Origin of the sequence: Marinobacter sp. ES-1, from assembly GCF_000475255.1 — a bacterium.
GTDB lineage: Bacteria > Pseudomonadota > Gammaproteobacteria > Pseudomonadales > Oleiphilaceae > Marinobacter > Marinobacter vinifirmus.
In genome coordinates, this window is sequence record NZ_AXBV01000036.1 from 72,746 (window position 1) to 94,728 (window position 21,983).

General features: G+C 55.3%; 16 protein-coding genes. 1 reads left to right on the top strand and 15 read right to left on the bottom strand.

Annotated elements, in window-relative coordinates:
- The first annotated feature begins 58 nt into the window (after positions 1 to 58).
- On the top strand, positions 59 to 409 hold the full coding sequence (locus Q668_RS06745) for a hypothetical protein (protein ID WP_022988839.1): 351 nt from the start codon (positions 59 to 61) through the stop codon (positions 407 to 409).
- Between the two features lie 32 nt (positions 410 to 441).
- Here Q668_RS06745 and brxL read toward each other — a convergent pair whose 3' ends face one another.
- The 15 genes from brxL to mobI form a co-directional block, all read right to left on the bottom strand.
- Positions 442 to 2,493 (bottom strand): BREX system Lon protease-like protein BrxL, encoded by a 2,052-nt coding sequence (brxL, locus tag Q668_RS06750; RefSeq protein WP_022988840.1) that lies wholly within the window; start codon positions 2,491 to 2,493, stop codon positions 442 to 444.
- Between the two features lie 12 nt (positions 2,494 to 2,505).
- Positions 2,506 to 5,004, bottom strand: a complete 2,499-nt coding sequence (pglZ, locus tag Q668_RS06755) for a BREX-1 system phosphatase PglZ type A (protein ID WP_022988841.1) — start codon at positions 5,002 to 5,004, stop codon at positions 2,506 to 2,508.
- Positions 5,001 to 5,678 (bottom strand): DUF4276 family protein, encoded by a 678-nt coding sequence (locus tag Q668_RS06760; protein WP_022988842.1) that lies wholly within the window; start codon positions 5,676 to 5,678, stop codon positions 5,001 to 5,003. Before Q668_RS06760 ends, pglZ begins: the two co-directional genes overlap by 4 nt.
- Positions 5,675 to 6,787, bottom strand: coding sequence for an AAA family ATPase (locus tag Q668_RS06765; protein ID WP_022988843.1), 1,113 nt, complete (start codon positions 6,785 to 6,787; stop codon positions 5,675 to 5,677). Before Q668_RS06765 ends, Q668_RS06760 begins: the two co-directional genes overlap by 4 nt.
- A gap of 61 nt (positions 6,788 to 6,848) precedes the next feature.
- A complete protein-coding gene (locus Q668_RS06770; RefSeq protein ID WP_022988844.1) occupies positions 6,849 to 7,490 on the bottom strand; it encodes a retron system putative HNH endonuclease in 642 nt (213 codons plus the stop codon).
- The gene (locus Q668_RS06775; protein WP_022988845.1) at positions 7,487 to 8,767 is read right to left on the bottom strand and encodes an AAA family ATPase; all 1,281 of its coding nucleotides are present in this window, start codon (positions 8,765 to 8,767) and stop codon (positions 7,487 to 7,489) included. Before Q668_RS06775 ends, Q668_RS06770 begins: the two co-directional genes overlap by 4 nt.
- A 10-nt stretch (positions 8,768 to 8,777) precedes the next feature.
- Positions 8,778 to 12,308, bottom strand: coding sequence for a BREX-1 system adenine-specific DNA-methyltransferase PglX (gene pglX / locus Q668_RS06780; RefSeq protein ID WP_022988846.1), 3,531 nt, complete (start codon positions 12,306 to 12,308; stop codon positions 8,778 to 8,780).
- Between the two features lie 3 nt (positions 12,309 to 12,311).
- The gene (locus Q668_RS06785) at positions 12,312 to 12,809 is read right to left on the bottom strand and encodes a hypothetical protein (RefSeq protein WP_022988847.1); all 498 of its coding nucleotides are present in this window, start codon (positions 12,807 to 12,809) and stop codon (positions 12,312 to 12,314) included.
- The gene (locus Q668_RS06790; protein WP_022988848.1) at positions 12,806 to 13,972 is read right to left on the bottom strand and encodes an AAA family ATPase; all 1,167 of its coding nucleotides are present in this window, start codon (positions 13,970 to 13,972) and stop codon (positions 12,806 to 12,808) included. Before Q668_RS06790 ends, Q668_RS06785 begins: the two co-directional genes overlap by 4 nt.
- Before the next feature lie 125 nt (positions 13,973 to 14,097).
- Complete coding sequence (locus tag Q668_RS06795) at positions 14,098 to 15,768, bottom strand: ATP-binding protein (RefSeq protein ID WP_022988849.1); 1,671 nt, start codon at positions 15,766 to 15,768, stop codon at positions 14,098 to 14,100.
- Positions 15,769 to 15,808: 40 nt separating this feature from the next.
- Complete coding sequence (gene brxC / locus Q668_RS06800; protein ID WP_022988850.1) at positions 15,809 to 19,390, bottom strand: BREX system P-loop protein BrxC; 3,582 nt, start codon at positions 19,388 to 19,390, stop codon at positions 15,809 to 15,811.
- Positions 19,391 to 19,433: 43 nt separating this feature from the next.
- Positions 19,434 to 20,024, bottom strand: coding sequence for a DUF1788 domain-containing protein (locus Q668_RS06805; RefSeq protein WP_011784100.1), 591 nt, complete (start codon positions 20,022 to 20,024; stop codon positions 19,434 to 19,436).
- A 17-nt stretch (positions 20,025 to 20,041) separates the two neighbouring features.
- Complete coding sequence (locus tag Q668_RS06810; RefSeq protein ID WP_022988852.1) at positions 20,042 to 20,656, bottom strand: DUF1819 family protein; 615 nt, start codon at positions 20,654 to 20,656, stop codon at positions 20,042 to 20,044.
- The gene (locus Q668_RS06815) at positions 20,653 to 20,862 is read right to left on the bottom strand and encodes a helix-turn-helix domain-containing protein (RefSeq protein ID WP_008174223.1); all 210 of its coding nucleotides are present in this window, start codon (positions 20,860 to 20,862) and stop codon (positions 20,653 to 20,655) included. Before Q668_RS06815 ends, Q668_RS06810 begins: the two co-directional genes overlap by 4 nt.
- 249 nt (positions 20,863 to 21,111) lie before the next feature.
- Positions 21,112 to 21,714, bottom strand: a complete 603-nt coding sequence (gene mobI / locus Q668_RS06820) for a conjugative transfer protein MobI(A/C) (protein ID WP_022988853.1) — start codon at positions 21,712 to 21,714, stop codon at positions 21,112 to 21,114.
- Between the last annotated feature and the right edge of the window lie 269 nt (positions 21,715 to 21,983).

Genomic DNA, 21,983 nt, shown 5'->3' on the forward strand with positions numbered 1-21,983 from the left:
CGTGCCTACTGCGTCGTCCATGGCAGCATAATCGTGAAGTCGATATGAGGTTATGCACATGAAGGACAGAACAGCCAGGCTTCCCGACAGCTTTCTTCTTTTATTGGAACAGGAAGAAAAGTGGAGGCAACAGCGGGAGGACGCGGGGCTTCCGGCTCTCACAATACTGATCGACGCCGCTCATAGTGGAGGCGGCCAGGCCCGGCATATCCGGCGATTCCTGCTTGGCCTATATAACGCGAGTCACTGGCCATTCGAGCTGAACCGGCTGAGGGCCTTGGATGCCGAGCTGCAACAGGCTGCGTTGCAGGTTCTGGCGCTGGATTGGAATGGCCGGGAGGTTCACACCTATGTGCCGGGTGGTGACGAGCTGTTTCGGTCCTGGTGGGAGTGGGAAGCGAGCGCCTGACACACCGCCTCCCATTGCACTGCCGGGTGGATCTATGACTGTTTGATGAAGGTAATTTCGAAGGCCTTGCTAGACCGAAACTGCTGCAACCGGTTGGCAAACGCGAAGACTTCATTCATCTCATAGTGCTGAAAGATGTCCAGCCCTCGATCCAGTGAAATCTTCCAGCCGTGATCTGTAACGATATGACGGGCGTGAATGGTGCCGCTTTCATCAAACTCCCAGGTGAAGTCGATGCCCACGGTGCGAGCGGATTCCTGGATCTTTTCAAAACTCTCGTCTTGTAGGTCACCCTTGAACTCGTCCCGGACGGTGACGAGGTGAACCGCCACTTCATCTTCCTCGGCCTTGTTCTTCACGATGGCTTCGAGAAACTCCATGAAATTTCGGACCTGGTAGAAAAGCCGGATGTAGGGGTCTGTGACGGTGATCTTGCTGGCGCCTTTCAGGTATGCGCCAAACAAGCCGTCGAATGAGATGCCTTTTTGGTTCTCCTGGAAGGTCAGGTGTTTTTCCTCCAGCGCAGGCTCAGGGGCGCGGGGCTCTTTGGGCTCGCCACCTTTAACGTCTGCTGCTGGCTCGGGCTCTAATCCCCCGTCATCAGGAGTAGACACTGTCTGATGGTAGTAACCCGGGTACTCTTCTTCCTCAAGTGTCGTGACCAGTATTTCCTGGCCTTGTTGATCCTGATAGGAAAAGCGTACTTCGCCGTAGGTGGTATCAATCCGCTGTAACTGGTCCTTGACCCGCTTGCGCCCCTCAATGGCAAAGCGCAGCACTTCTTCAACCTCTTCCCTGGTCGCTCCCCCCTGGGGGAACAGGATCTTCATCAAGCCGGAAAAGGTCTTGTTAATACCGTCCCGATCACGGGTCGAGATATCCGAAGAAAGGGTAAAGTGCTCCTTATACTGGTCGGAGTAATCGTAGTTCCGCATCGAGCGCAGGATTTCTGCAAGGTAGTCCACCACGAAGCCATAGCCGTCGGAGAACATCTCGCCCCGGATGATGTCGACCTCCCATCCCGGAATATAGAAGTGGATCCGGTCCAGAAAGGCAGAATCGTAGAACTTGTCCGGCAGTTCATCGAACAGGTCTGAATGCTTCAGCATGTAAGGAACAGTGTGCCGGGTGTTCCCCACGAACACCATGGACGCCTCGGCGCCCAGGGTTTCCACGCCACGGGAGAAGGACTTGTTGGCCATGTAGTTCTTCATGATGTCGACCAGGGCCTTGTCGACTCGCTTCTGTTTACCGGCGAATTCGTCAAAGGCCACGCAATCCCAGTAGCCCACCAGGCCGATTTTGCCGCTGGAGTTATTCACAAACAGCTTGGGTACGGTGACTTCACCACCGGAAACCAGGATCCCATGGGGCGAGAATTCGGAGTAAACGTGGGATTTACCCGTCCCCTTGGGGCCAAGTTCGATAAGGTTGTAGTTCCGCTCGCAGAACGGAATCAATCGGACCAGTTGCGTCAGCTTGCTGCGCCGTCCGAACATCTCCGGGTTAAAGCCGATACTCTGGATCAGCAGGTCAATCCACTCATCGGTGCTGAACTGCTGCCGCGCGGCAACGTAGGCGTCGTAGTCGAAGTGCGATAGCTGAATCGGCTTGAGGGTGGACAGAATCCAGGGGCTGACGTTCTGGTCTTCAGAAAATACGTATTCGATGTCCGCAATGCACCATACGCCGCTTACCAGCAGTTTGGGGTGGGCCTTGACGGTCCCAGAATCCACCAATACCTTCTTGATTCCCAGGTTGGAAAACTGCGCCTCGTAGGCATCCGTCTTCTCATTCAGGGCCACACTGATCTTGTCGATAACCTTGTAGCGCCCCTTTTCCTTGATATTCGAGCGCACCAGTCCGGCCTCGTTCCGGTGGACATAGTGCTTGGCCAGAATCTCCTTGACCGTTTCAATCCCTGTTTTAATCGTGGCCTCGTCGTTAGTGGCGCAGTATTGGCCGAGCAGATACTCCAGCACGTATGAGGGAACGATGGCGTTGCCCTTGACCGTTTTCACCAGGTCTTTGCGCACCACCAACCCGGGGAAGTGTTCGTTGATCTTTTGGTCAAGCGTACTCATTGGCTATAACCCTCAGAAATCAAAATCGCTGGTAAAGGACCGCCGCATCAAATACCTGAGCGACTTGTATTCCTTGTAGTGGGAGGTGCCGGCGTGCTGTTCTTCCAGCTTCAGGAAAACCTCCTGGCCGTTGGCCTCGTCCGCCTTGCGGCTGAGCACAAAGCGCACCTGAAGCTCCCGCTCGCGGGGGTTCTCCGAGGTCAGGTCAAACGACAGTTCGTGACTGTCCGAAATCAACTCCCCTGACTGGGTATAAATCCCAGCCCGCAGGTGGCGAGGCTGTACTTTCTCGGTAACCGGTCCGGACTGATACAAGGTGACGGCCAGTTGGCCGGAAGTGATCACCGAGCTGGCCCCACGCAGGATGTCCACCTCAACGGCGCTGACATCACTCTGGCGCTTCTTGTTAACCTTCAGGACTGGAATCACAACCTCCTGAAGGGATGCGCCGCCATGCACAAAGCGGCTGCCAGAGCCTTTAAGACGCAGCCGGTTGATGGACTTGGGAATCTGCACTTCCATATCGCCATCCAGCCCAAGCTGCTCAGACGAGAAGTGATGGAAGGCCGGAGAGGCGGACAGCCCCTTACCCAGCACGAACCGACGGTCCCGGTAGCGAATATCATCGCCAGAAACGGCATCGCCCAGGAAATCACTCTCATCCAGCTCACGGTTCTGGTAAATAAAGCCATGGTCAGCGGTGATCAGCAGGTTATTGGCGTTGGCCGCCGTGAGCTTCTTGATCAGTCGAATCAGGTCATCCAGGGTTTGTTCTGCGGCTTCAAAGGCCTGCCCCTCTGAATGCATCTTGTCGCCGGTGTGATCGATGCGGTTGTGGTAGATGTACAGCACATCATTACCCTTGAGCAGCTCACGGCTGTCTTCCCGGTTGAGCTGCATAAAATCCTCCGCCTTGACGGCCTGGCCCCGACCATCCAAGGCGGCCTGCAGGATTTTGGTACGGTTGACCGTGCCCTGTGAGCTTTGGCCATCCACCAGTACCGTACCGGTATCGTTGTCGGCGATTGCCAGGGACTTGTTGGGCAGTAGCGCCGCCATACCGAGCTGGGTATAGCTGGGAAGGGTCGAGAGTGCCGGTTCAAGCTCCGCGCTGTAGCGATCTTCCTGCCGGATAAGGCCCAGCAGCTCATCACCAATCTCATAGCGCATGGCGTCGGAAATGATCACGCAGATCCGTTTGTCCTTGCACAGGTACGGGCGAACCCAGTGCTCGAAAAAGGCTGTTTGCTGAACGACCGGATAGGCCTCCCAGCGCGGCGCGGCATCCACGTGAACCTGGAAGCCGTCGCCCAGCTTGAGCAGGTAGTTGTTGGAATACAAATTCTCCACCTGCTCACTGAGATCGCCCATTAACGATGCCTGGCCGGACATGCGCACATGGTAGGTAAATTTGCGGTAGAGCTGATCCAACTGGAACCAGGAACGGCTGTATCGCTGAACGCCGTCGGAGAGGCTGTCCATGGTGAGACGAGCCTCACCGAGCATCTGGACAAAACGGGCCGCAAACTCAATGGCTTCATACAGGTGGCGGAACTCCCCGTACCAGTGGCCCTGGCGCCGCTGCCGTACCCACAATGCCACATCGCCACTAGTGACCGTGCGGCCTACCACCGCCCGCACCAGGTCACTGATAATCTTCTGGTCGATTAGCCGGAAGTAATCCAGCTCAACCAGGTCCCGGAAGTCCCGCTTACCCAGATCCTGCTCAATGCCCAGCACCTCGGCACACTCGGCAGACAGGGTTTCAAACCCCTGCTCGAACTGCCGGCTGTCTTTCCAGCGCTTGAGGAACACCAGGGCGTCGCCGGTCAGTTTGACATCGCCATCGGTACCCATGGCGTAGCAGGACTTGAACAGCTCGATCACGAAATCGCGCAGGCTGGGTTCACTGGCCTCGTAGCCGTAGAAACGGGTCAGTTGCTCCCACAGGAAGCTGCCCAGACCACAGCGCTCAATCAGCCGGATGCCATCATCACGGTCTTCAGCCAGTTGCTGCAGCAGGGTTTCCACCACCGAGTCCATACGGGGCTCGCTACCGGCACACACGGCCAGCATCTTCAGGCGCAGCTGGCCGGCGGTATCGTCCGGCTTCAGCAACTTCTTCAGTGCCTCCTTGCGCTTGATCGCCTGAAAGAACTCCGTATGGGCCTGAGCTATCTCGGCGAACTCCAGGCCCAACTCCAACTCGGACAGCCAGATGGCCACCTGGTCGGTCCGGAACTCGCCGTGGGCCAGCTGTACGTCCAGCAACCAGTTGTCCAGATCCTCCGGTTGTGGCCCTTCTTTGTACAGCAAGAATTTCTGTTCCGGTGCCTCCCGCAGGATGCGATGTTTCAGGCCGTACTCGTTGTTGGCGATCTCCAGCTTCTCCACGTCCGGAATGGAAACCGCCTCGAAGTCACTGCGCAGCTCTTGCTTGGTGTCGTACCAGAACACAACCCGGTGCTTATCGAAAAGCCTGCCCAGCGCATAATTGATTTGCTGGCTCATTCTTTGCCCCCGAGCTTCTCCAAGCGCGACACCCACTCATCAAAGTGTTTGCATGAGGCCCGCAGAGCACCGAGGCCGATGTGAGCCGCAACCGATACCCCTGATGTCACCTTGTCGTACTCCGGTATCTCTTTGAGAATTCGTTTTGATGGCGCTGTTTCTCGACCGTCATTGATGAGCTCCGGATTTTGGGAGCCGACCATCTTCACTAGATTTCCAATTGGCTGGTCGTGCTCCAGGTACTCCCAATCCAGCTTGGCCGGGTCAGCCAGAATCAGGCTTTCAAATTCATGCAACTGGATATAGGGAATAAAGTTTGGCTTGTTCATTTCATTGCCAAAAGCAGCTTCGAGCCGTTCGATCCTTTGATAAGGCTCCAGCCGTTCCGCCTCGTCAAATCCTGGGAAATCGTCTGGCAAGGCATATAAATCGAACATGCTGGTAAACCAGCATTCCTGGTTGGCGTCTTCCTTCATCCAGGTTTCGATGTCTGCTTTTGCCTTCTGGTAACTGATCAAGCCACCCCGGTATTCTTTGGCTGCCCGTTTGTCCTTGCTCGTTAACACACAGCGCGCGTCGGTGTAGACATCAAAGTGCGCCAGATGGGGTGTCAAAACCTGGTCGACGAAGGCTTTCTCGGTCTGGCCCTCTGCGGTTATGTGCAGTCGAATCACGGCTGCCCTCCCAACACATTTTTCTCCCAAAGCTCCGAGAGGCTGTACCGTTGCAACCATTCACCCAGCGCCTCCGCTTCCAGACGGTGGAACGAGCTGGCGCCGGTCTTTGAATCGCGCTCCACAATCACAATCTGCTCCGGCAGGAATTCATCCACCAGCCGTGTGGACTGGGTGGCCAGGACCACCTGCGTTTTCTGGGATGCACGTTTGATCATACCGGCAAGCTCAAGCGTGGCAGCCGGATGCAGACCCAACTCCGGCTCATCCAGAACGATCACTTTTGGAAGCAACGCCGGTGGCTGCAACAGTAGTGTGGTCAGCGCCATGAAGCGAAGAGACCCGTCGGAAATCTGATCCGGACCAAAAAGATAATCCTGGCGGTAGGTATCAGACCAGTTCAGTCGCACGAAACGGTCATTGCCAGGAAGGGTATCCAGTACGAAGTCGTTGAACTGCGGCATAATCTTGCGAATATGCCGGACAATTCGTTCGTAGTAAGGACGATAGCTGTCCGACTCCTTCAACATCTTGAGGAAGGCCGCGAGGTTGCCCCCATCGCTGCGCAGGTAGGACACATCATCAACGTACACCCGGTCCTTGATTCGGGCGGTGTCGGATGTGTCGTGAAACTGGAAGGTTTGTATGCCTCTGAGCAGACCGGTAAGCACTTTACTGGTGGGTCGATCATCCTGCCCCAGCTCCGCTTCGGGGCCACCACTGGACAGAAAGTATTCCTGCGGTCTAGGGTGACCGGCTTTGTGATAGCTTACCTGTTCACCACTGACAAACAGCCGGTCCGGCAACCCATACGATAGCTTTACATCGTAGGAGTCCGTGGTGCTGTCATCTTCCAGTTTCACGCTGAAACTCAGCGATTCGGTCACCTTTGGGCCATAAAACAGAAGCTGGCTGACGCCCTGCCTGCCAACGTACTGCTGCAGAGCACCAGTGGTCATAAATCCCAACAGCCGGAACAGTGAAATCAGGTTACTTTTCCCGGAGCCATTCGCCCCCAACAGCACCGTGACATCGTTAAAGGCAATACGCTCGTAGTCGTGATTGCTGATGGATTTAAAGCCTTTAACGGCAATTTCTTTCAATTTCATAGGTAGCCCTCCTTCATGAGCGACCTGGGATATTCATGAGAGGCCTGGGAAATTCGATTACTCATGCGGCGGCATAGTCCCCAAACAGGTATTTGATGGTGGTCCAGAACTCACCGAAACGGCCGTCTGCTCCCATGGTTAAGTAGCCCGACACGAACTGACCCAGCTCATCATGGCTCAAGCTATCATCCAGGAAAGGCTCAATTGCTCCAGCTCTCAACTCATTCAACTTGGGCAGGTCGAGGCCCAGTCGGGTAATGGTTTCACAGGCCGCCCGGTCGTTATTGTCAGCAGGTTTAATCCAACCATCACCTTCAAAACCAAACCGGGGCTCACAATTCGCATCCAGCGGAGATATCAACAGCTCGGGGTCAAACCAGTCGCCTTTCAGGTTACCGCAGTGACGGGGCTCACCCTTTCTGATCTGATTCTGGCAGGAGCACAAAAGATTGCCGTAATCCAGCGGATCCACAGTCGGGTCACTCTGAGGCTGAAAGTGTTCTATGTGGGAATCGCCCTCGGTTAACCGGCGTTCACAATAGCAGCAGATGTAACCCTGCTCCCGCATCAATGATCTCTTTACCGAGGCTTTGGGCTCACCCCTCAGGTCGCCATAGGTAGGCTGCCAGTCTTCATTGACATTGGCCAGAGCCTTCCATTGCGTAAAAACTTCAGGTTCGTGGCGCTTCTCCACATACTTCATCGGCCAATCAGCTCCTTGCGTTTGATCAGCACCTTGGCTTTTACCAGTTCCGGATCTTCGCCAATGTCTCGTTCCAATTCAGCAATGCCTTTTCTGGCAGTATCAAGCTCGCCATCATTGATTTGCCCGTAAATAGCTCGAAGAGCATCTTCCACTTGGTCAGGGCGTGTGGTCTCAAGGCCCATCAGATCTTCAAGTACCCTGTCCACCGTCTTCCCGTAGGACTCATTCGGGCGAACAATCTCCAATTCCCCGGCATCTGTCATGTTCATAAGGAACAGATTCTCCGGTTTCACATGGGTAATTACATGCGGTGAATGAGTGGAGATAAAAAACTGACAGTTCGGGAAAACCGCCCTCAAACTGGGCACCACCAGGCGCTGCCATTTCGGATGCAGGTGCAGATCAATTTCATCGATCATCACAATGCCATCTCCCAGCAGCGGATCTTCTCGCTCCGGGTTGGCTATGGCCATGCGCCTGGCAAGGTCGCCAACCATGGCCATCAAGCATTTTTCGCCATCGGAAAGCTGGTTTACCGTCAGCCGCTGGCCTTTCTTCGTTACCTCCATCCGCAGCGGTTGGCGCCTTACGGTCAGGTTTTGGAAGTCCGGCATGAAAATCTCAAGGGCCCGCCGCACCGCCGTTAGCTGCGAATCCGGGAACTCGAAATCGTCCGGCTTGATCAGATCATCTATGTATTTGCGGTTCTCGTTCTCAAGGTCTTCACGCTCCCGGAACCATTCAAAGAAAGTACGGAAGTTGGCGCCACTGGTTAGCGACTCCTCGTAAGCAGAAAGAAGCCCGAACTGATGCTTTTCCCGGATACGCAGTGGAATATCCAACACAGCGCGATTCACCGGGTAGTAAGCAAACAAGGGGATGTTTACCTTCCCGTTGTGTTCGGTGATGCCGGCCTGAATACCCTTGGCCGTTTCGGATGCAGAAATCAGAACAGAGGCCAGGTCCTTTTTGCTGTACCCCTTACGCACCTTCGCCAAGTTCCAGCCGAAGGAAGTACCCTCATCACATAGCTGAATGGCCAGATTGGCGGAGGATTCACCATTCCTGATATCGGATTCGGCAATCGGACGCCCAGACGCACCCGCATGCTTAATCCGATTCGCCAGCCAGGACAGCATGATGGCCGAGGCATCCAGAATGCTGGATTTACCCGTGCCATTCATGCCGACAAACACATTAAGCTTGTCATCCAGATCCAGCGGTAGATCTTGAGCGCCACGAAAGCGCTGCAAGGTTAGTTTGTTGATATGCATGCCTGTGCTCCTAGCCAGAGAGGCCGGTAATCTTCTTTAAAGCTTCGCCAAATTTCGGATAATTGGTCTTCACCCCGTCATCGAGATCAATTTCCACCTGTTCGGTGGCCAGTGGGTAGAGCACATCCCGCTCGTAGTCATCCAGCTCGGCGAGGGTTTTGTTGATCTTCTCGATCTCTTTCAGGGCCTTGGTCTTATCACCCTGGGAGGCCCCGGCGCTGATACTGACAGCCTCCAGATGGTTCTTCCGGGCTTGCAGTTTCTCGTCTTTGAAATCGCGCAAATACTCCAACACCGTGCCCACGGTGTGGGGCTGGTAGCGGTGCATGTAGATCAGCGCGTTGAATGAGCCCTTGGGAGAGGAGAACAGCCAGTAGATGGGTCGCTTCTTGTAACGGCGCACGTGGTCGTTGTAGAAGTCCTTCAGGAAGTACTTGCGAATATCCTTGCCCAGCGCCTGCTCGACAAAGCGGAGGTTTTCCTCATAGTGTTCTTCGCCAAAGGCGATGCGCAGGAATTCACGGAAGCGTTCGGTGATGTCGTCGGTGAACCAGTCGCCATCGAGCATGGGGATAACATTGTCATCATCCGCCGGGAAGCTCGGTTCCGGGATTTGCTTCAAGTAATCCTCAATAGTCTCGCCCTGATTGGCCAGGATCAGCCCCGGTTTGTCTAGCGCGTAGCGGCCGAACATACAGCCAACGGCGTAGGAGACCAGCTCGCGCATGGTGTCAGCCAGAAGAAGTGACTCCAGCTCTTCCTCACTTTTGTTGTTGCCGTAGCGGTAGTGAGGGTTACAGGTCAGAGTGATGTCTTCTAATGGCACATCAGGTGTCAGCTCATTCTGTAGGCCGTAAGCGTCTATGAAGATCCGGTTGTTTTCTTCCTCCAAGGCTTTCATCTCGTCCGTCATGCCCTGCCAATGGGTACGGAGGGTTGCATAGCTGTTCTCCAGCGTCTCGCTCCGATGATCGGGCGAGATCAGAGGGAGTGTGGTGAAATCCCAGGAGGTCTCGTAAGCGTCCCAGTCGGATTTTGCCAGTGATATTGCAGCTTCGGCGGTTTCTTCAGAAGCTGACTTGGCTTTCGCTGTCAAATCACGGATTGGCAGATTGTTGATTTGTCCGACTTCAAAATTGAGCGTCGGCGACATGCATTCAAGGATCTTGAAGCAGACGATAGAATTCATGAAACCAAGAATTTTCATTAGGAAGTTGTGGTCTGAGAAGATAGAGCAACCAGCAACGTCAAACACAAAGCCATTCGGATAGTTGCGAAGTGCAATTCTTCCGCTAGATATCTTCGACCAACTAATTGACTCAAGGAAGAATCTTTCTCGGTTAATTACCCTGCCGTTGGACTTAACTTTCACACCCGGAGTATTGTCGATATACTCACATATCGTTTTGCCTCGGTTCTCAAAATTTACAATATCTTCGGCGTTGCCAAACCAACGGCGTCCGCCACCGCCTTTGTTGTACGGAAACCATTTCTTTCCACTTTCATATGCGTTGTTTTCGCTGGTTTGGTGGAAGCCAATCTTTTCTGCTCCAACCTCATGCCAATCCCTGACGAACAAACCATTATTGGTGGTTGCCATACCCTGGCATGGACGGGCCAAGTCGATTAGGCGGGTGCTATCAGAAAAGCTATCAGCAAGACTGTCACTAACCCAGTATGCGATTGGCTTTCCGGGGATCATTTCGAATGTATCGGACGTCGCACTAAACCTCAGCGGGTGTTTGCGATCCTTTACAGCAAGTAACAGCGCTGCTGATTTTTCCGCTTCATTTTCTCCGCTAACAAGCCGAACAAAAATGCCTTCAGCGTCTGGGGCGTTTGACTTTCTAAGCACAAACGCGGTCGTCGAAACAACTGCGCCTCCTATGGAGTCAAATGCGCGCTCACCAAGATGCGCCATTGTTTCAATGAGCGACCCTGAAAGCAATTTGCTTCGGAGGTTTTCGTACGAGCGCAAGAACATCCACGACTGCATATTAATCATCGAGACAAACCCGTCGGGAATGACCATGGCCATTGTTCTCAGCATGAACATGGCAAACAGATCGGATTTACCTTCGACGAAATGTGCTTTTGCGAACTCTTGAAGCCGTTCGTTCATCCCTTTCCCACCGAGATACGGCGGGTTGGCCACCACCACGTGATACTTCGGAGCCAGCGCCTCGGCCATGCCCAGCACGGCCACGAGACGCTCTTGCACCTCCTTCAGCAGCAGATCGCCGCCAAAGTCCCGCGCCTCGACAACCCGCAGCGCCTCTGCCGGGTCGCGCAGCTTCGGCACGATCAGCGAGCCAAAGTTTTTGGCATGCTCGAACTGGCCCAACATCTCGCGCAGCTTGTCCGTGAAAAGGTCCTTGCCTACCAGAGCAGCCACGTCCTGCATCTCGGCGTCAGTAAAGACCACGTTCTCTAAGACGACAATATTGGGCTGAACCGGCTTGCGAAAGAACCGGCGCTGCTTGGCACGCGCCTTCATGGTCAGAGCAAAGGCAGCCAGCTCCCCAGCACGCTCGTCGATTTCGATGCCGTATAGGTTATGAGTCAAAATCTTGGTCGGAATGTCGGCAGGTTCGTAACCTTCTTCCTCATAAATGGCATAAAGCAGATCAAATGCATACGTCAGCATGTGCCCCGATCCGCAGGCTGGATCACAGATCTTGATCTCTTCCGGGCTATTGATCCGCAAAAAGTCGGTCTCGGGCTCTTCCGGCTTGATGTAGTAATCCATCTGCTCGATCAAGCCAGAAGCAGGACGGTTGAGCATCCAGAGGCGCCCCAGAGAGTTCTCCACCAGATAACGCACAATCCAGTGTGGCGTGAAAAGTTGCGTGGCGGCGGGAATATTGGCCGGTGTGATTTTCTGATTCTTCTTCAGCGCCTCGAATACTTGATCCTTTTTCTCGGAGATATAGAACTGATACAGCCAGCCGATCACCTCGACATCCTCACAGGCGTCCGGCGTCATGGCTTCGCGGGTATAGGCCAGGATCGAGTTACCCGATAGAAGATCATCCGGCATTAAAAGCTCGGTGTAATCGTCAATGCGCTCGAACAGGAACGGCATCGCACTGTACCAATAGTTACAGGCCGCGACGACCAACAGGCGATAGGCCTCCCCCTGCGGATCCTGACTGGGTGTTTTGCCATCCAGGAGAGTGAAGATCTTTTGACGGGTTGCCTCCGACACCATTTCTCCATCGATATGGCCCATTTTGGCATCCGCTAGGATCTCGGGCTGGAACTGCCCCTCAGCAGGGGAAACAATGCCAATGCGGTTGTAACGATTCACGTCCATAAAACGCAGGGCGCAGAAGCGGTTGAACCAGATATAGGCCACCCGCTCAATAACCTGTTCTTTGCTCTGCTCGGCTATCGCTTCTTCCAGTTTTTTAATCGCCTGTGGCCTTTCTCGCCGGGCGGGACTCTCGTCGGCGAGTACCAGTTTGAGCTTGGCTGTAACCTGTTCGAGGAGGCTGCGGCGAGCGAATTGGGCGAATTTTTTAAGTTTCGATGTTTCCATGAATTAGGCTCCCGCACTTATTCTGCGGACGGTATGGGTTCCAAATTGTTTCTTGTACTGGTCCAGGTTGAGAATGACGCATGCCTGTGCAAACGGCAGAGACCAGTCTTTGTGATTCAAGGGCAGGCAGCGGTGCAGCTCATCTTGTTTGGCGAGCAGCAATGCGGGATCGAGAGCGGCCATGGAAAGCAGGACGACATAATGAACTGGTTTTCCCACCTTACCGCTGAGGGCTCGGAACCAGAGGCTGTCTCTATACTTCCCGGCTAAATCCGGTATTAAATTGCCACTGACGAGCTTTTGTCTGAATGCTTCAGGATTGGCCGCGACAGGGTTGTCAGGGTCTTTTACTTCCACAAAAACGAAGCGATCCTCATACTCCGCAATAAAATCAACTCGCTTCATGGTGCTTTGCCCATGTAGTGCGTCGTCATCAAAGCGGACGGCATCAATCGCATCGCTGAAATCGAATTCCAGGTCATCCTCAGAGAGAAGAGTCATGTCTTACCCCCGAGCGAGCGCTTGATCTCTTCGTCATACAGATCATTGAATGTGTTCGCTATGGCATTGTTATCCAGCTCTTTATAGCTATCCGCTGATTGAATAGTGACTCGGTCACCCTCGTTGACCAAGGCATGGAAGCGAATGTGATCCCCCTGGCCCGGTCGGACCAGCAGGTCAAACCACTTGAGCAGCACATAATCATGCGTAGCCAGAATAACCTGCTGGTTATTTCTAGCCAGCTCCAGAAGAACCTGAACAAGCAGCTTCATCAGCTTGGGGTTCATATTGGATTCCGGTTCGTCCCAGAACAGTGGGCCACTGGACCCAGGAGACAGCACGCCGTTGCTGAGCAACCTGTGCAGAATACCGATCTTCCTGAAGCCTTCCGCCGTCATGCTGCTGGAGTACTGACGGCCGCTTTCTGCAACGAACTCCGTCACCGTGGAGTCCTGATACGCTTGGGCGGACTTGGAATTGGTTCGTTTAGGAGAGGGCTTTTCCCGATATTCACCTGGCTGGAAGCAGAAGCCGCCGTTTTCCCACTGATAGCGGCCACCAATCAGGCTGACCAATTGCGGAATAATCGAACTCAGCCTAGGATCTTCGTTGATCCGCGCGTCCAGGTCTTCACCACTGGATTTGCTCAGAGCTTTAGCAAGATCGACGTAGCCATCATCAAATATCAGCTCGACCGTTTTCTGGTCGTGTGTTTCGTTTGCCATACCCTTGACCAGAGAGAGCACCTCTTTGGTTGGGATGAACACCGGCTCAGCTCGGTACTTGGCGTAGCTTTGCGAATCCTTGATTGAAAGCTCAGAGGAGTTGTTGAAAAAGGTCGCGTTGACCTTCTGCCCCTCTGCAAACTGCGCGGTTAAACTGGCGTGTTCTCTGGCCCCGTGAAGGTGCATCTTCCCGAGCTTGTCATCCAGAGGCATGAACAGGCGCAGAAACTTGGCAGTCAATGCCGCTTCGAGCTCGGCTTTACCGAGATCCGGCTTGCTCTTGAAAAACGATGCGCCGGCACAAAGCCCATAGGCCGCCTTGAGCAAGTGTGTTTTGCCGGTACCGTTTTCGCCAATGATCACGTTGATCTTGGATGAGAAATCGATGTCCAGATCACCGAATGACGTAAAGTTTTTGAGTTCAAGCCGGTCTATCATTATTACTTCCCGATTGTTTACTATCCCCTGCCCCAGCACTCAGTCGGCCACGCCCCTCACTTGCATGCAAAAATACGCGCGGCGCTCGTATACGCTCGTATTTTTCGTGCGCCGCACGTATTTTATCAGCTTCGCTCATATCGGGTCCCCTTCCCCTGGCCTACCGGGCGTATCACGCCCTTGTCTTTCAAGCGGTTGAGCAGTCGAGTGGCCTGGAAAGGGCTGATATGGCACAGATCGGCGGCATCCGCTCGTTTGATGCTGCCGTGGGTATCGATGAAATTCAGCACCATTTGCTCCTGCTGGATGGCATCGAAGCCCGCCTGGCGAACGTAGGCCGCCTTCTGTCCCGCCCCCCTGGAAACCTTGGCGCTCAGGGTGTAGGTGCGGCCCTTGCCAGTGCCGTGGGCTTCCACCATGCCGGCCTCCACCAGTTTCTCCAGGGTGCCCCGGACCACGGTTTCCGGCTTCTGCACCGACTTGGCCAGGTCCGCTGTTCTTAAACGCCGCTCATTGCGCAGCCGGGACAGGATAATCAGGCTGTCGATGGGCATGGCGGCGCCGGTCTGTTCCTCGCGCTCGACGATCATGCGCAGGAACTCGGCGTCCGCGTCCGCTGCGCTCATGCGCACGGAGACGGTGTGAGCGGACGACATGGAGTAGTCGGGTGCAGTGCGCCCGTAGCGGAGCATGCCCTCGAAGATCCGGTCGATGCCTCGGCCCGTGCGTTCGGCCAGGCCGATGCGCTTGATAATGTCAGCCAGCAAGGGGTTACGGGAGCGAGGGTCAGCCACCAGAAGGTTGTCCAGGTTGACGCCCTCCACAAAACCACCGGGATTGCTGATGCTCAGGCCGTCATCGTCCAGTTTGACGTGCACGGCGCCCAGGGCGCTGTAGTCGCGGTGAACCAGGGCGTTCACAAAGGCTTCCCGGAAGGCCCGGCGGTCGAAGTTGGGGATGGGCACGCGAAACAGTCCGACCTGAATCTCCTCTTCTTCCACCCGGGCGCGGAACAGTACCTCGACCTCCTCGAAGGTCTCCAGCAGCGGTTTGCGGTAGAACTCATTGACCAGCACATCGGTACCGCGCAGCACCTGGAATGCTACCTCGTGGGAGGGCAGGTGTTGTCGGAGCTGCATGTCGCTCCCCAGCAGCAGCAGCCCTGCCACGGTGGGGTGACGCTGGCCTCCCACGTTCACGGTCAGCCCCAGGGCGCCGTCCAGCTCATCATCCGCCAGGGGCGTCAGGCTCTGGTCGCCGCCGTATTTCTTGATGGCGTTGCGGATGCGGATCCGCTGAATCGGGTCCAGATCCTCAACCGCCAGGTTTTCCACCGGCAAGGCCGAGGGGTCCGTTACTCCCAGGCTGGACTGGCGCTGAACAAACTCATGGGGGTAGAAGGGCACGGCCTCCGGAGTGCCGTCCATTCTCAGGCGCCGACGTTGCAGCAGGCCATCCGAGGTCGACACCAGCTGCCGGGACTTGGGAACCTGGATCCTGGCAATAGTTTGCCCCTCCAGCTCCAGGGCCTCAACGCGCACGGCCAGCGAGGGAATGGTCTTGTTGGCAATCAGTGCGGGCAGGCCGGCGAGGTTGCGGTGGTTGGCATGCAGCCCAGTTGGGGTGCCATCGTCTTCAACGCCCAGGAACAGGTCGCCGCCCTCGGTGTTGGCCAGGGCCACCACCGCGGCTACCAGGTCCCGGTCAGGCAGGCTTTTGACGTCGCTCTTGAACTCGATGGCAAGGCTTTCGCCACCGCGAATGAGCGCCCGGATTTCCTGTTCGGCTTCGTGCATGGCTATCCCCAACATCGACCGGTTAGACGGTTCGGCATGCTTAAATCTGGACCTTGCGGCCTTGCTGGATTTCAACCAGCAGGGCCTCGCGCAGGGCATTCAGGTACCGGTCCACATCACGCTCGTTGGCCAGCCAGGCCTTGTCGAACGCGACACGGAGGTTGCGGGTGTGAACATAGTCGGCGGGCGATTCCTTGACCTCGGGAGTCCCCCCGTCACTCTGGTCTTCACTCTGGCTACCTGGGTGCTGATCGGGGTCGTCTGCCGGTGCTGATTTCTGATTGGCCAGCGCCACCATTTTGCCCAGCAGCTTCTGGTAGCCCTCTTCTTCAAAGTACCGGGTACGGTCCTTGATCACAGCAATCAGGCGCTCCTGTCCGATGTAATCGACCAGATCCCGGAACGGTTTGTTGAGTTCATCCTGGCGCGGCTCCGGCAGGGACTGATATTCGTCCATGCTTTGCATGCGTTCCTGCATGGTCTTCAGGGAGGTTTCTGCCTGAGCTCGGGTTTGCTGTACTTTCTCGTCAATGCGCTCTTGCAGGCTATCCAACTGGCCCTTGAGCTGCTGAATGCGATTTCCTTTGTAGCAATTGGGGTCGTTCAGGATGGTGCGGATCTGCTCGATCTCGTCCCCGGACACATAGATGAAGTTGGGCTCCTGGCTCTGCAGGAAGGACCGGGCCTGGTTGTAGATGTCTTTTTGTGAACCGCCCATAAACTTGCGGATGGGGTCGATGACATCCTCTTTCAGGTCCAGCAGCTGGTCTTCCTGCTTGCCCAATTCCGTCAGGTGCCAGGTGTAGGGCTTTCCGGCGACCTCTTTCAGCGTCACCAGGGCAGGTTTCAAGGCATTGAGAAAGGGATACTGATCGACCTGCGCTATCCGCCGATCCAGGTCGTGGTACATTTCCTGGAAGGCTTCGCCGGCCTCTTTACCCAGGGCCTTGGCTTCGCTGCTGCGGGGCGGGCTGTCGAAGAAGTCCTCGTAGAACGACTTGAGGGCTCGGACCTGAGAGGCGGTGAACTCAATCTGTGGTTCCAGCACCACGTTGCCGTGGCCGTGAGTGTTACGCAGGGCGCGCTCCAGCTCGCTGTCCTCCAGGATATTCCCGTCGAGACGAACTTCCACCTTGCCACGGGCGCACAGGTTGGCCAGGGTGCAGAGAATCGCAGCGTAATACCAGCCGTAGGGTTTGTGTTCGAACTTTTCCAGCAGGCTCTTGAGGGTGGTGCGGACACCGCCCCGGTTGTTGCTCTGAATGAACGCCAGCACTTCCTGCTCGGATTCCGCCAGGGCCGTGGCGTCGTTACCGAAAAGGCCATCGTCTGTGCGGCTAAGACAGTTGCTGATGTCGTTCTCCGTATAGGAAACGCCGCGCAACATGCGGAGGTTGGGGTAAGCCCGTGAAATCAGCTCATGGAAGCCCCGAATAATGCGGGTCTGGGGGTCCTCATTCGCCACTTCCACATCGGCGCCGCCAATGAGCAACTTGGACTTGCCAATGAGGGTCTGAACCTGCTGCCGGAGCCTGGCCTCGCGCTCACGGTTCTGAAAGCCCTTGTCATTCAGGATCCGCTTAACGGCTTCCTGCTGGGTAACGGAAATGTTCTGCTTGATGTACTTCTCGGTGCGCTTGAACATGAGCAGATCGCGCACCAGGCGCTCGTCTGACGGCATGAGCACAAACAGTTCGTCCGCCTTGTACGTAGAGGCTGTACGGAGCATTTGCTCGTTGTCGGTATGCTCGTGGAACGGGCTGATGACATTGATCGAGAGCTCGTATTCACGCCCATGCAGACGATCATCCAGTTTGCGCGAAAAAGAGTAGTCCTGCCCCTGGTTCTGGGAAGAGCCGGCGTCATAACGGATCTTGCGCTGCTTTATAACAAAGTCGAAAACGATCTTTTCCAGCTCGTCCGCGACATCCGATGATTCGACCTCGGTGTTCTTGATCTCCTGCTCGACGTCCTTTTCCTCGTCCGTCAGGTACTCGTACTGGTCCCCGTTGCGCTGTATGTAGGTCTGTTGCTCCAGAAGGCTCAGGGCTTCCTCGACCTTGGTGCGAAGTGCCGGCAGATCCTGATCGAAGGCATCCAGCATCAGCACGCAAAGGTTGCGCACCGTGGGCTTGAATTCCTTGACATATTTGACCAGGAACAGGGCCTTCAGCAGCCGAATGGCGAAGGCATTATCGAGGTGGTTTTCGGCCTGAATAATCGCCCGCTGTATTTGTGATTTCAGTGCGGAGCGGATGCCTTCAAACATCAGGTCAAAGGTGGCCAGTTGGCCCACCTCGTGATTACCGATGTGGATGGCCACCTGCTGGAAAACCCCAAGCATGGAGCGCTCACCGACGGAACTGTGTTTACCCTCGAAGGCGTTGTGCTGCGACAGATTCTGGATCGCCGATTGAAACAGCGCGAACTGGTAGGGGACGAAGGGGTAGCTGTGGATAAAGTGGTCCCTGTCCCGGAAGTTCCGGTAGGTAGCCGATCCATCCGCGAAGTCAAAGAGGGTTTTGAAGTTGTTCGCCTGTGCGTGGTAGACGTCCGACAGCTGATTGACGCCTTCTTCGGTCTTGGTTAACAGGCGCTTCTGGATGACCTCTGCCACGTCCGCGCTGGACAGCTTCATGCGGTTATTGAACCGTGCCTGAATTTTCGAGAAGTCGTTGCCTTGTTGCTTGCCCATTTCGCCAACCACGTTTTTCATCTCTTCCTGCGCGGTGACGATAATCCAGGCCCGGCCCCGACACTTGGTGGCGAGGCTCTCGGCAATGGTTTGCAGGTTGGTCATCAGCTTGGTGTTGTCGGCAATGTACTGGCCGACCTCGTCCACAAAGAAGTTCAGGCGGAACTCTTTGTGGCCACCCTCTTTTGCCTGCTTCTCGATATAGGCATTCACATTGTCCGCGAAGTCTTCAATCGAGACTCGGTATTCGCTGCGGTACTTGTCCAGAATGCCCGCTGCCGACTGCGGGTCGCCACCGGTCACAGCGGCGTAGGCTTGGGCAATATTCGGGCCTTCCAGAAGGGCTTGCTCCCGGCCTTTCTGCCAGGGGCGGCCGGCGATGGTCTCGTACTCGGCTTTGAATTGTTCGTACAGGCCACGGCCGTCCAGATCGCGCTCAAACTGGGCAATGTGCCCTTGTTTGCCGTAGTAGCCGCACATTTCGTCGAAGACTTTAACGAACACGGCCAGAAGCGCATCAATCTGGGTTTTGCTGATGACATCGGCTTTCTGGTCGATGTTGAACAGAATGCTCTTCGCCGGAATTGAGACAGCTCGCTTCAGGTCGCCCCGGAGAATTTCATTCTCGCTGCACTTGGGAAGGAACAGGTCCAGGGTTGTAGCACCGTCCATTTCCCGGTTTTCAAGCAAAAGGGCCAGCATTTTGAGCAGGTGAGACTTACCGGACCCGAAGAAGCCGGAGACCCATACACCGTTGGCCCCTTCGTAGTTATTGTAGGCGTCCAGGAACTCTTCGAGGCGTTTCTCGACTTCGTTGGTCAGTACGTATTCTTCAATTTCGAGGCGAAGACTGGCTTCATCGTCGGCTTTGATAACGCCTTCAATGGGGCGGTCAACGGGCTTTAGAAAAATATTCTTCAATGTCATTGTACTTTCCCTTAATGATTACGCCTCGAATCGTATCGTCCGCTCAGGCTTCGTAATGAAAGATGTTGAACGCACGGTAGTACTTGTCGTCATGCAGCCTGCCGAACAGATCCAGCGATGCACCGGTTTCCAGCGAGTGGGTATAGGACCCCGGAAAGAACATCACCGTTGGCTGGTCTTTGGCGGTGCTCTGCAAGTTGTTGAGCACGTTATGGGAGCGTATGTAGGGGAAAACCTCGCCCACCCCTGAGAGAAACAGCACGTCAAACTCAACGGACTGGAGTTTTGCCGCAATAGCGGGCACCAAATGGGCTTCCGGGTCCAGCACTCCCTGTAGCAGTTCTTTCAGCTGATCCTTTGAGACCGTGGGCTCGAGCTCCAACACCTGCTCCCAGATGTCTCTTTCTTTCAAAATATCGACGGCCAGGTCGTACAGATTGATACTCAGGATCCGGATGCCCGCCTGCTCCAGCCGGTTAACCAACTGCCGCTGAAGACGCTCCATCTCGACCGCTTCTTCAGGCCGGTAGGGACAGATGAAGAAAGGCACTTCATTACCCAGTCCCTGTTTGTTCAGGAACCGCTGGCCGGAAACCACGCTAAACAGGTGCTGTAGTCGCTCCTGCATCGGCATTTTGGCAATGTCCTTTTTCAAGCTGACATCCCCCTGATATCGGATTCATAGACTGGGAAGTAGAAAAACTCGTCAGGATTGTTCTGACGCAGCAACTCAACCAGCCTGGGGCTGAGCAGAACTGCGTTTATGGTTTTGTCCTTAGCTAACAACCCTGCCTCCCGCAGCATTCTGAACAGGACCTGCCGCAATTTATCGCGCGTTGAGGCGCTGGCATTATCCAGTTCGTCATGCCATTCCGATTTACGGTTATAGAAGGCATCGAAATCCTCAAAACTGAGATCCAGCTTCATCGCGACAAACCGTTCGTGTAGCACTTCCACCGCAAAGTCCGCGATAAAGCGGTACAGGCGGCACACGGCAACCCACAGAAGGTGAGCCTGGTCCTGGTGGTTTGCCTCGGCCAGGAAAGTCAGTTCGCTTTCGGTCAACGTCTTCAGGCGTGCAATCGCCTCTCTACAGGTGCGCTTTGCCGTGCTTTCTGTTCTGGCCTGTAGCAGGTTGTCATGTAGAGCTTGAGTCCGCACATCTTCCCAGTCACGGAGCGACAGGTACAGCTCGGCCAACTTCACCGATTCGCGGTGATACAGGCTGCCGGACGTGAAGGAGATGCGATACCGGCCTTGGGTCATTCGGAACGCTCACCTTTGCTCGTCTCAGCGGCTCCACCGCCCTTGACCCACTCATCCACTTCGACTTTTTTGAACTTCCAAAATCGCCCCATGCGGTGGGCGGGCATTGCGTGCTTGTCGATCCAGCGGTACACGGTGTCATTGCTGACACCGAGGTGCTTGCCAATTTCGTCTACGGATAACCAGCGATCTTCCATCTCGGCCATGTTTTCGCTTCCTATGGGCGATGGTGTTGCCACCTTATCTGAGGCGGCACGGTCTCATGGGCGGAACAGCCCTACACTACATTGACTGATCAATATATAGAGGTACCACGCTGCATTCAACCGATTTGACCCGGATAGACCAGCAAAGAACGGCATATATAGCCACCTGAAATCTGGGCGATCCCATCAATAGCCCCACGCAATCAACACCTGCGGTGTGAGCGGCATGCCTTTTACCGCCAACAGCCCTCATCCCTCCTCGTTGGAGGGGCTTGAACTCCCGCTGGTCGCCTCCTTCAGTCCACCGAGGTGCTCCTCCAGATTTTTCAGGAGGCGCTCGCTTTTCCGCACGATTCGACAAAGCTCCGCCTGGTTGGCATTGAGTCTTCGCAGCATTTCAAAACCAGTCTCAGTCTCCATGATATGGGGTTGCTCCCAGTCCTGAGCCCGAGTGAAGGCCGGTTTGTGGTAGCGGAACCGACCTTCTTTGCGAATGTACTCACTGAACACTGATCGGCCCTCGCCACTCTTCTTCGGGATAAAGCGGTTGTAGTACCAGGACAATTCCAGTTTTCTTTTTCTGAGTCGAACGCGGCAGCCGAAGTGCCCGGGATAGCCGGGTGTCTTGTCGGTACGATAAGCCATGTTGTGGGACCAGAAGTGATCACAGAGCCGCTGCGCCAGATAGCGGTACCTCGCTTGCTCCACGTCCGCTTGCTGGTGAATCGCCGTCAGAAACTGACGGCATTGCGTTATGGCGGCTTTGATACCACGTTGGTGGTTCACATTTTGGGCTCGGCTGACCGCCTCCCACTCTTCGCAGATTTCCTGGTGAGTCATTCGTTTGCTCATGGCTGGCTCCTCGCTATGGATTTGCCAACAATCGTAATCCGTCGAGTGCTTTGAGCTGCCATGTGCTTTTGTCCTTTTTGGACACAAAGGCGGGGGCGGAGGCAGATTCCTTCCTCCAAGCCATGGGACCTTTCCAATTCCTGTCCACGTGACTACCTGATTTGGGACTTTGCCGCTGCGCTCCCACGCGCCATGAAATAGCTCGCATGGGCTGAAGGATCCGCGCTCCATTATTTATTTGGGACCCTGGCTGCGTAAACCGCTGAAGG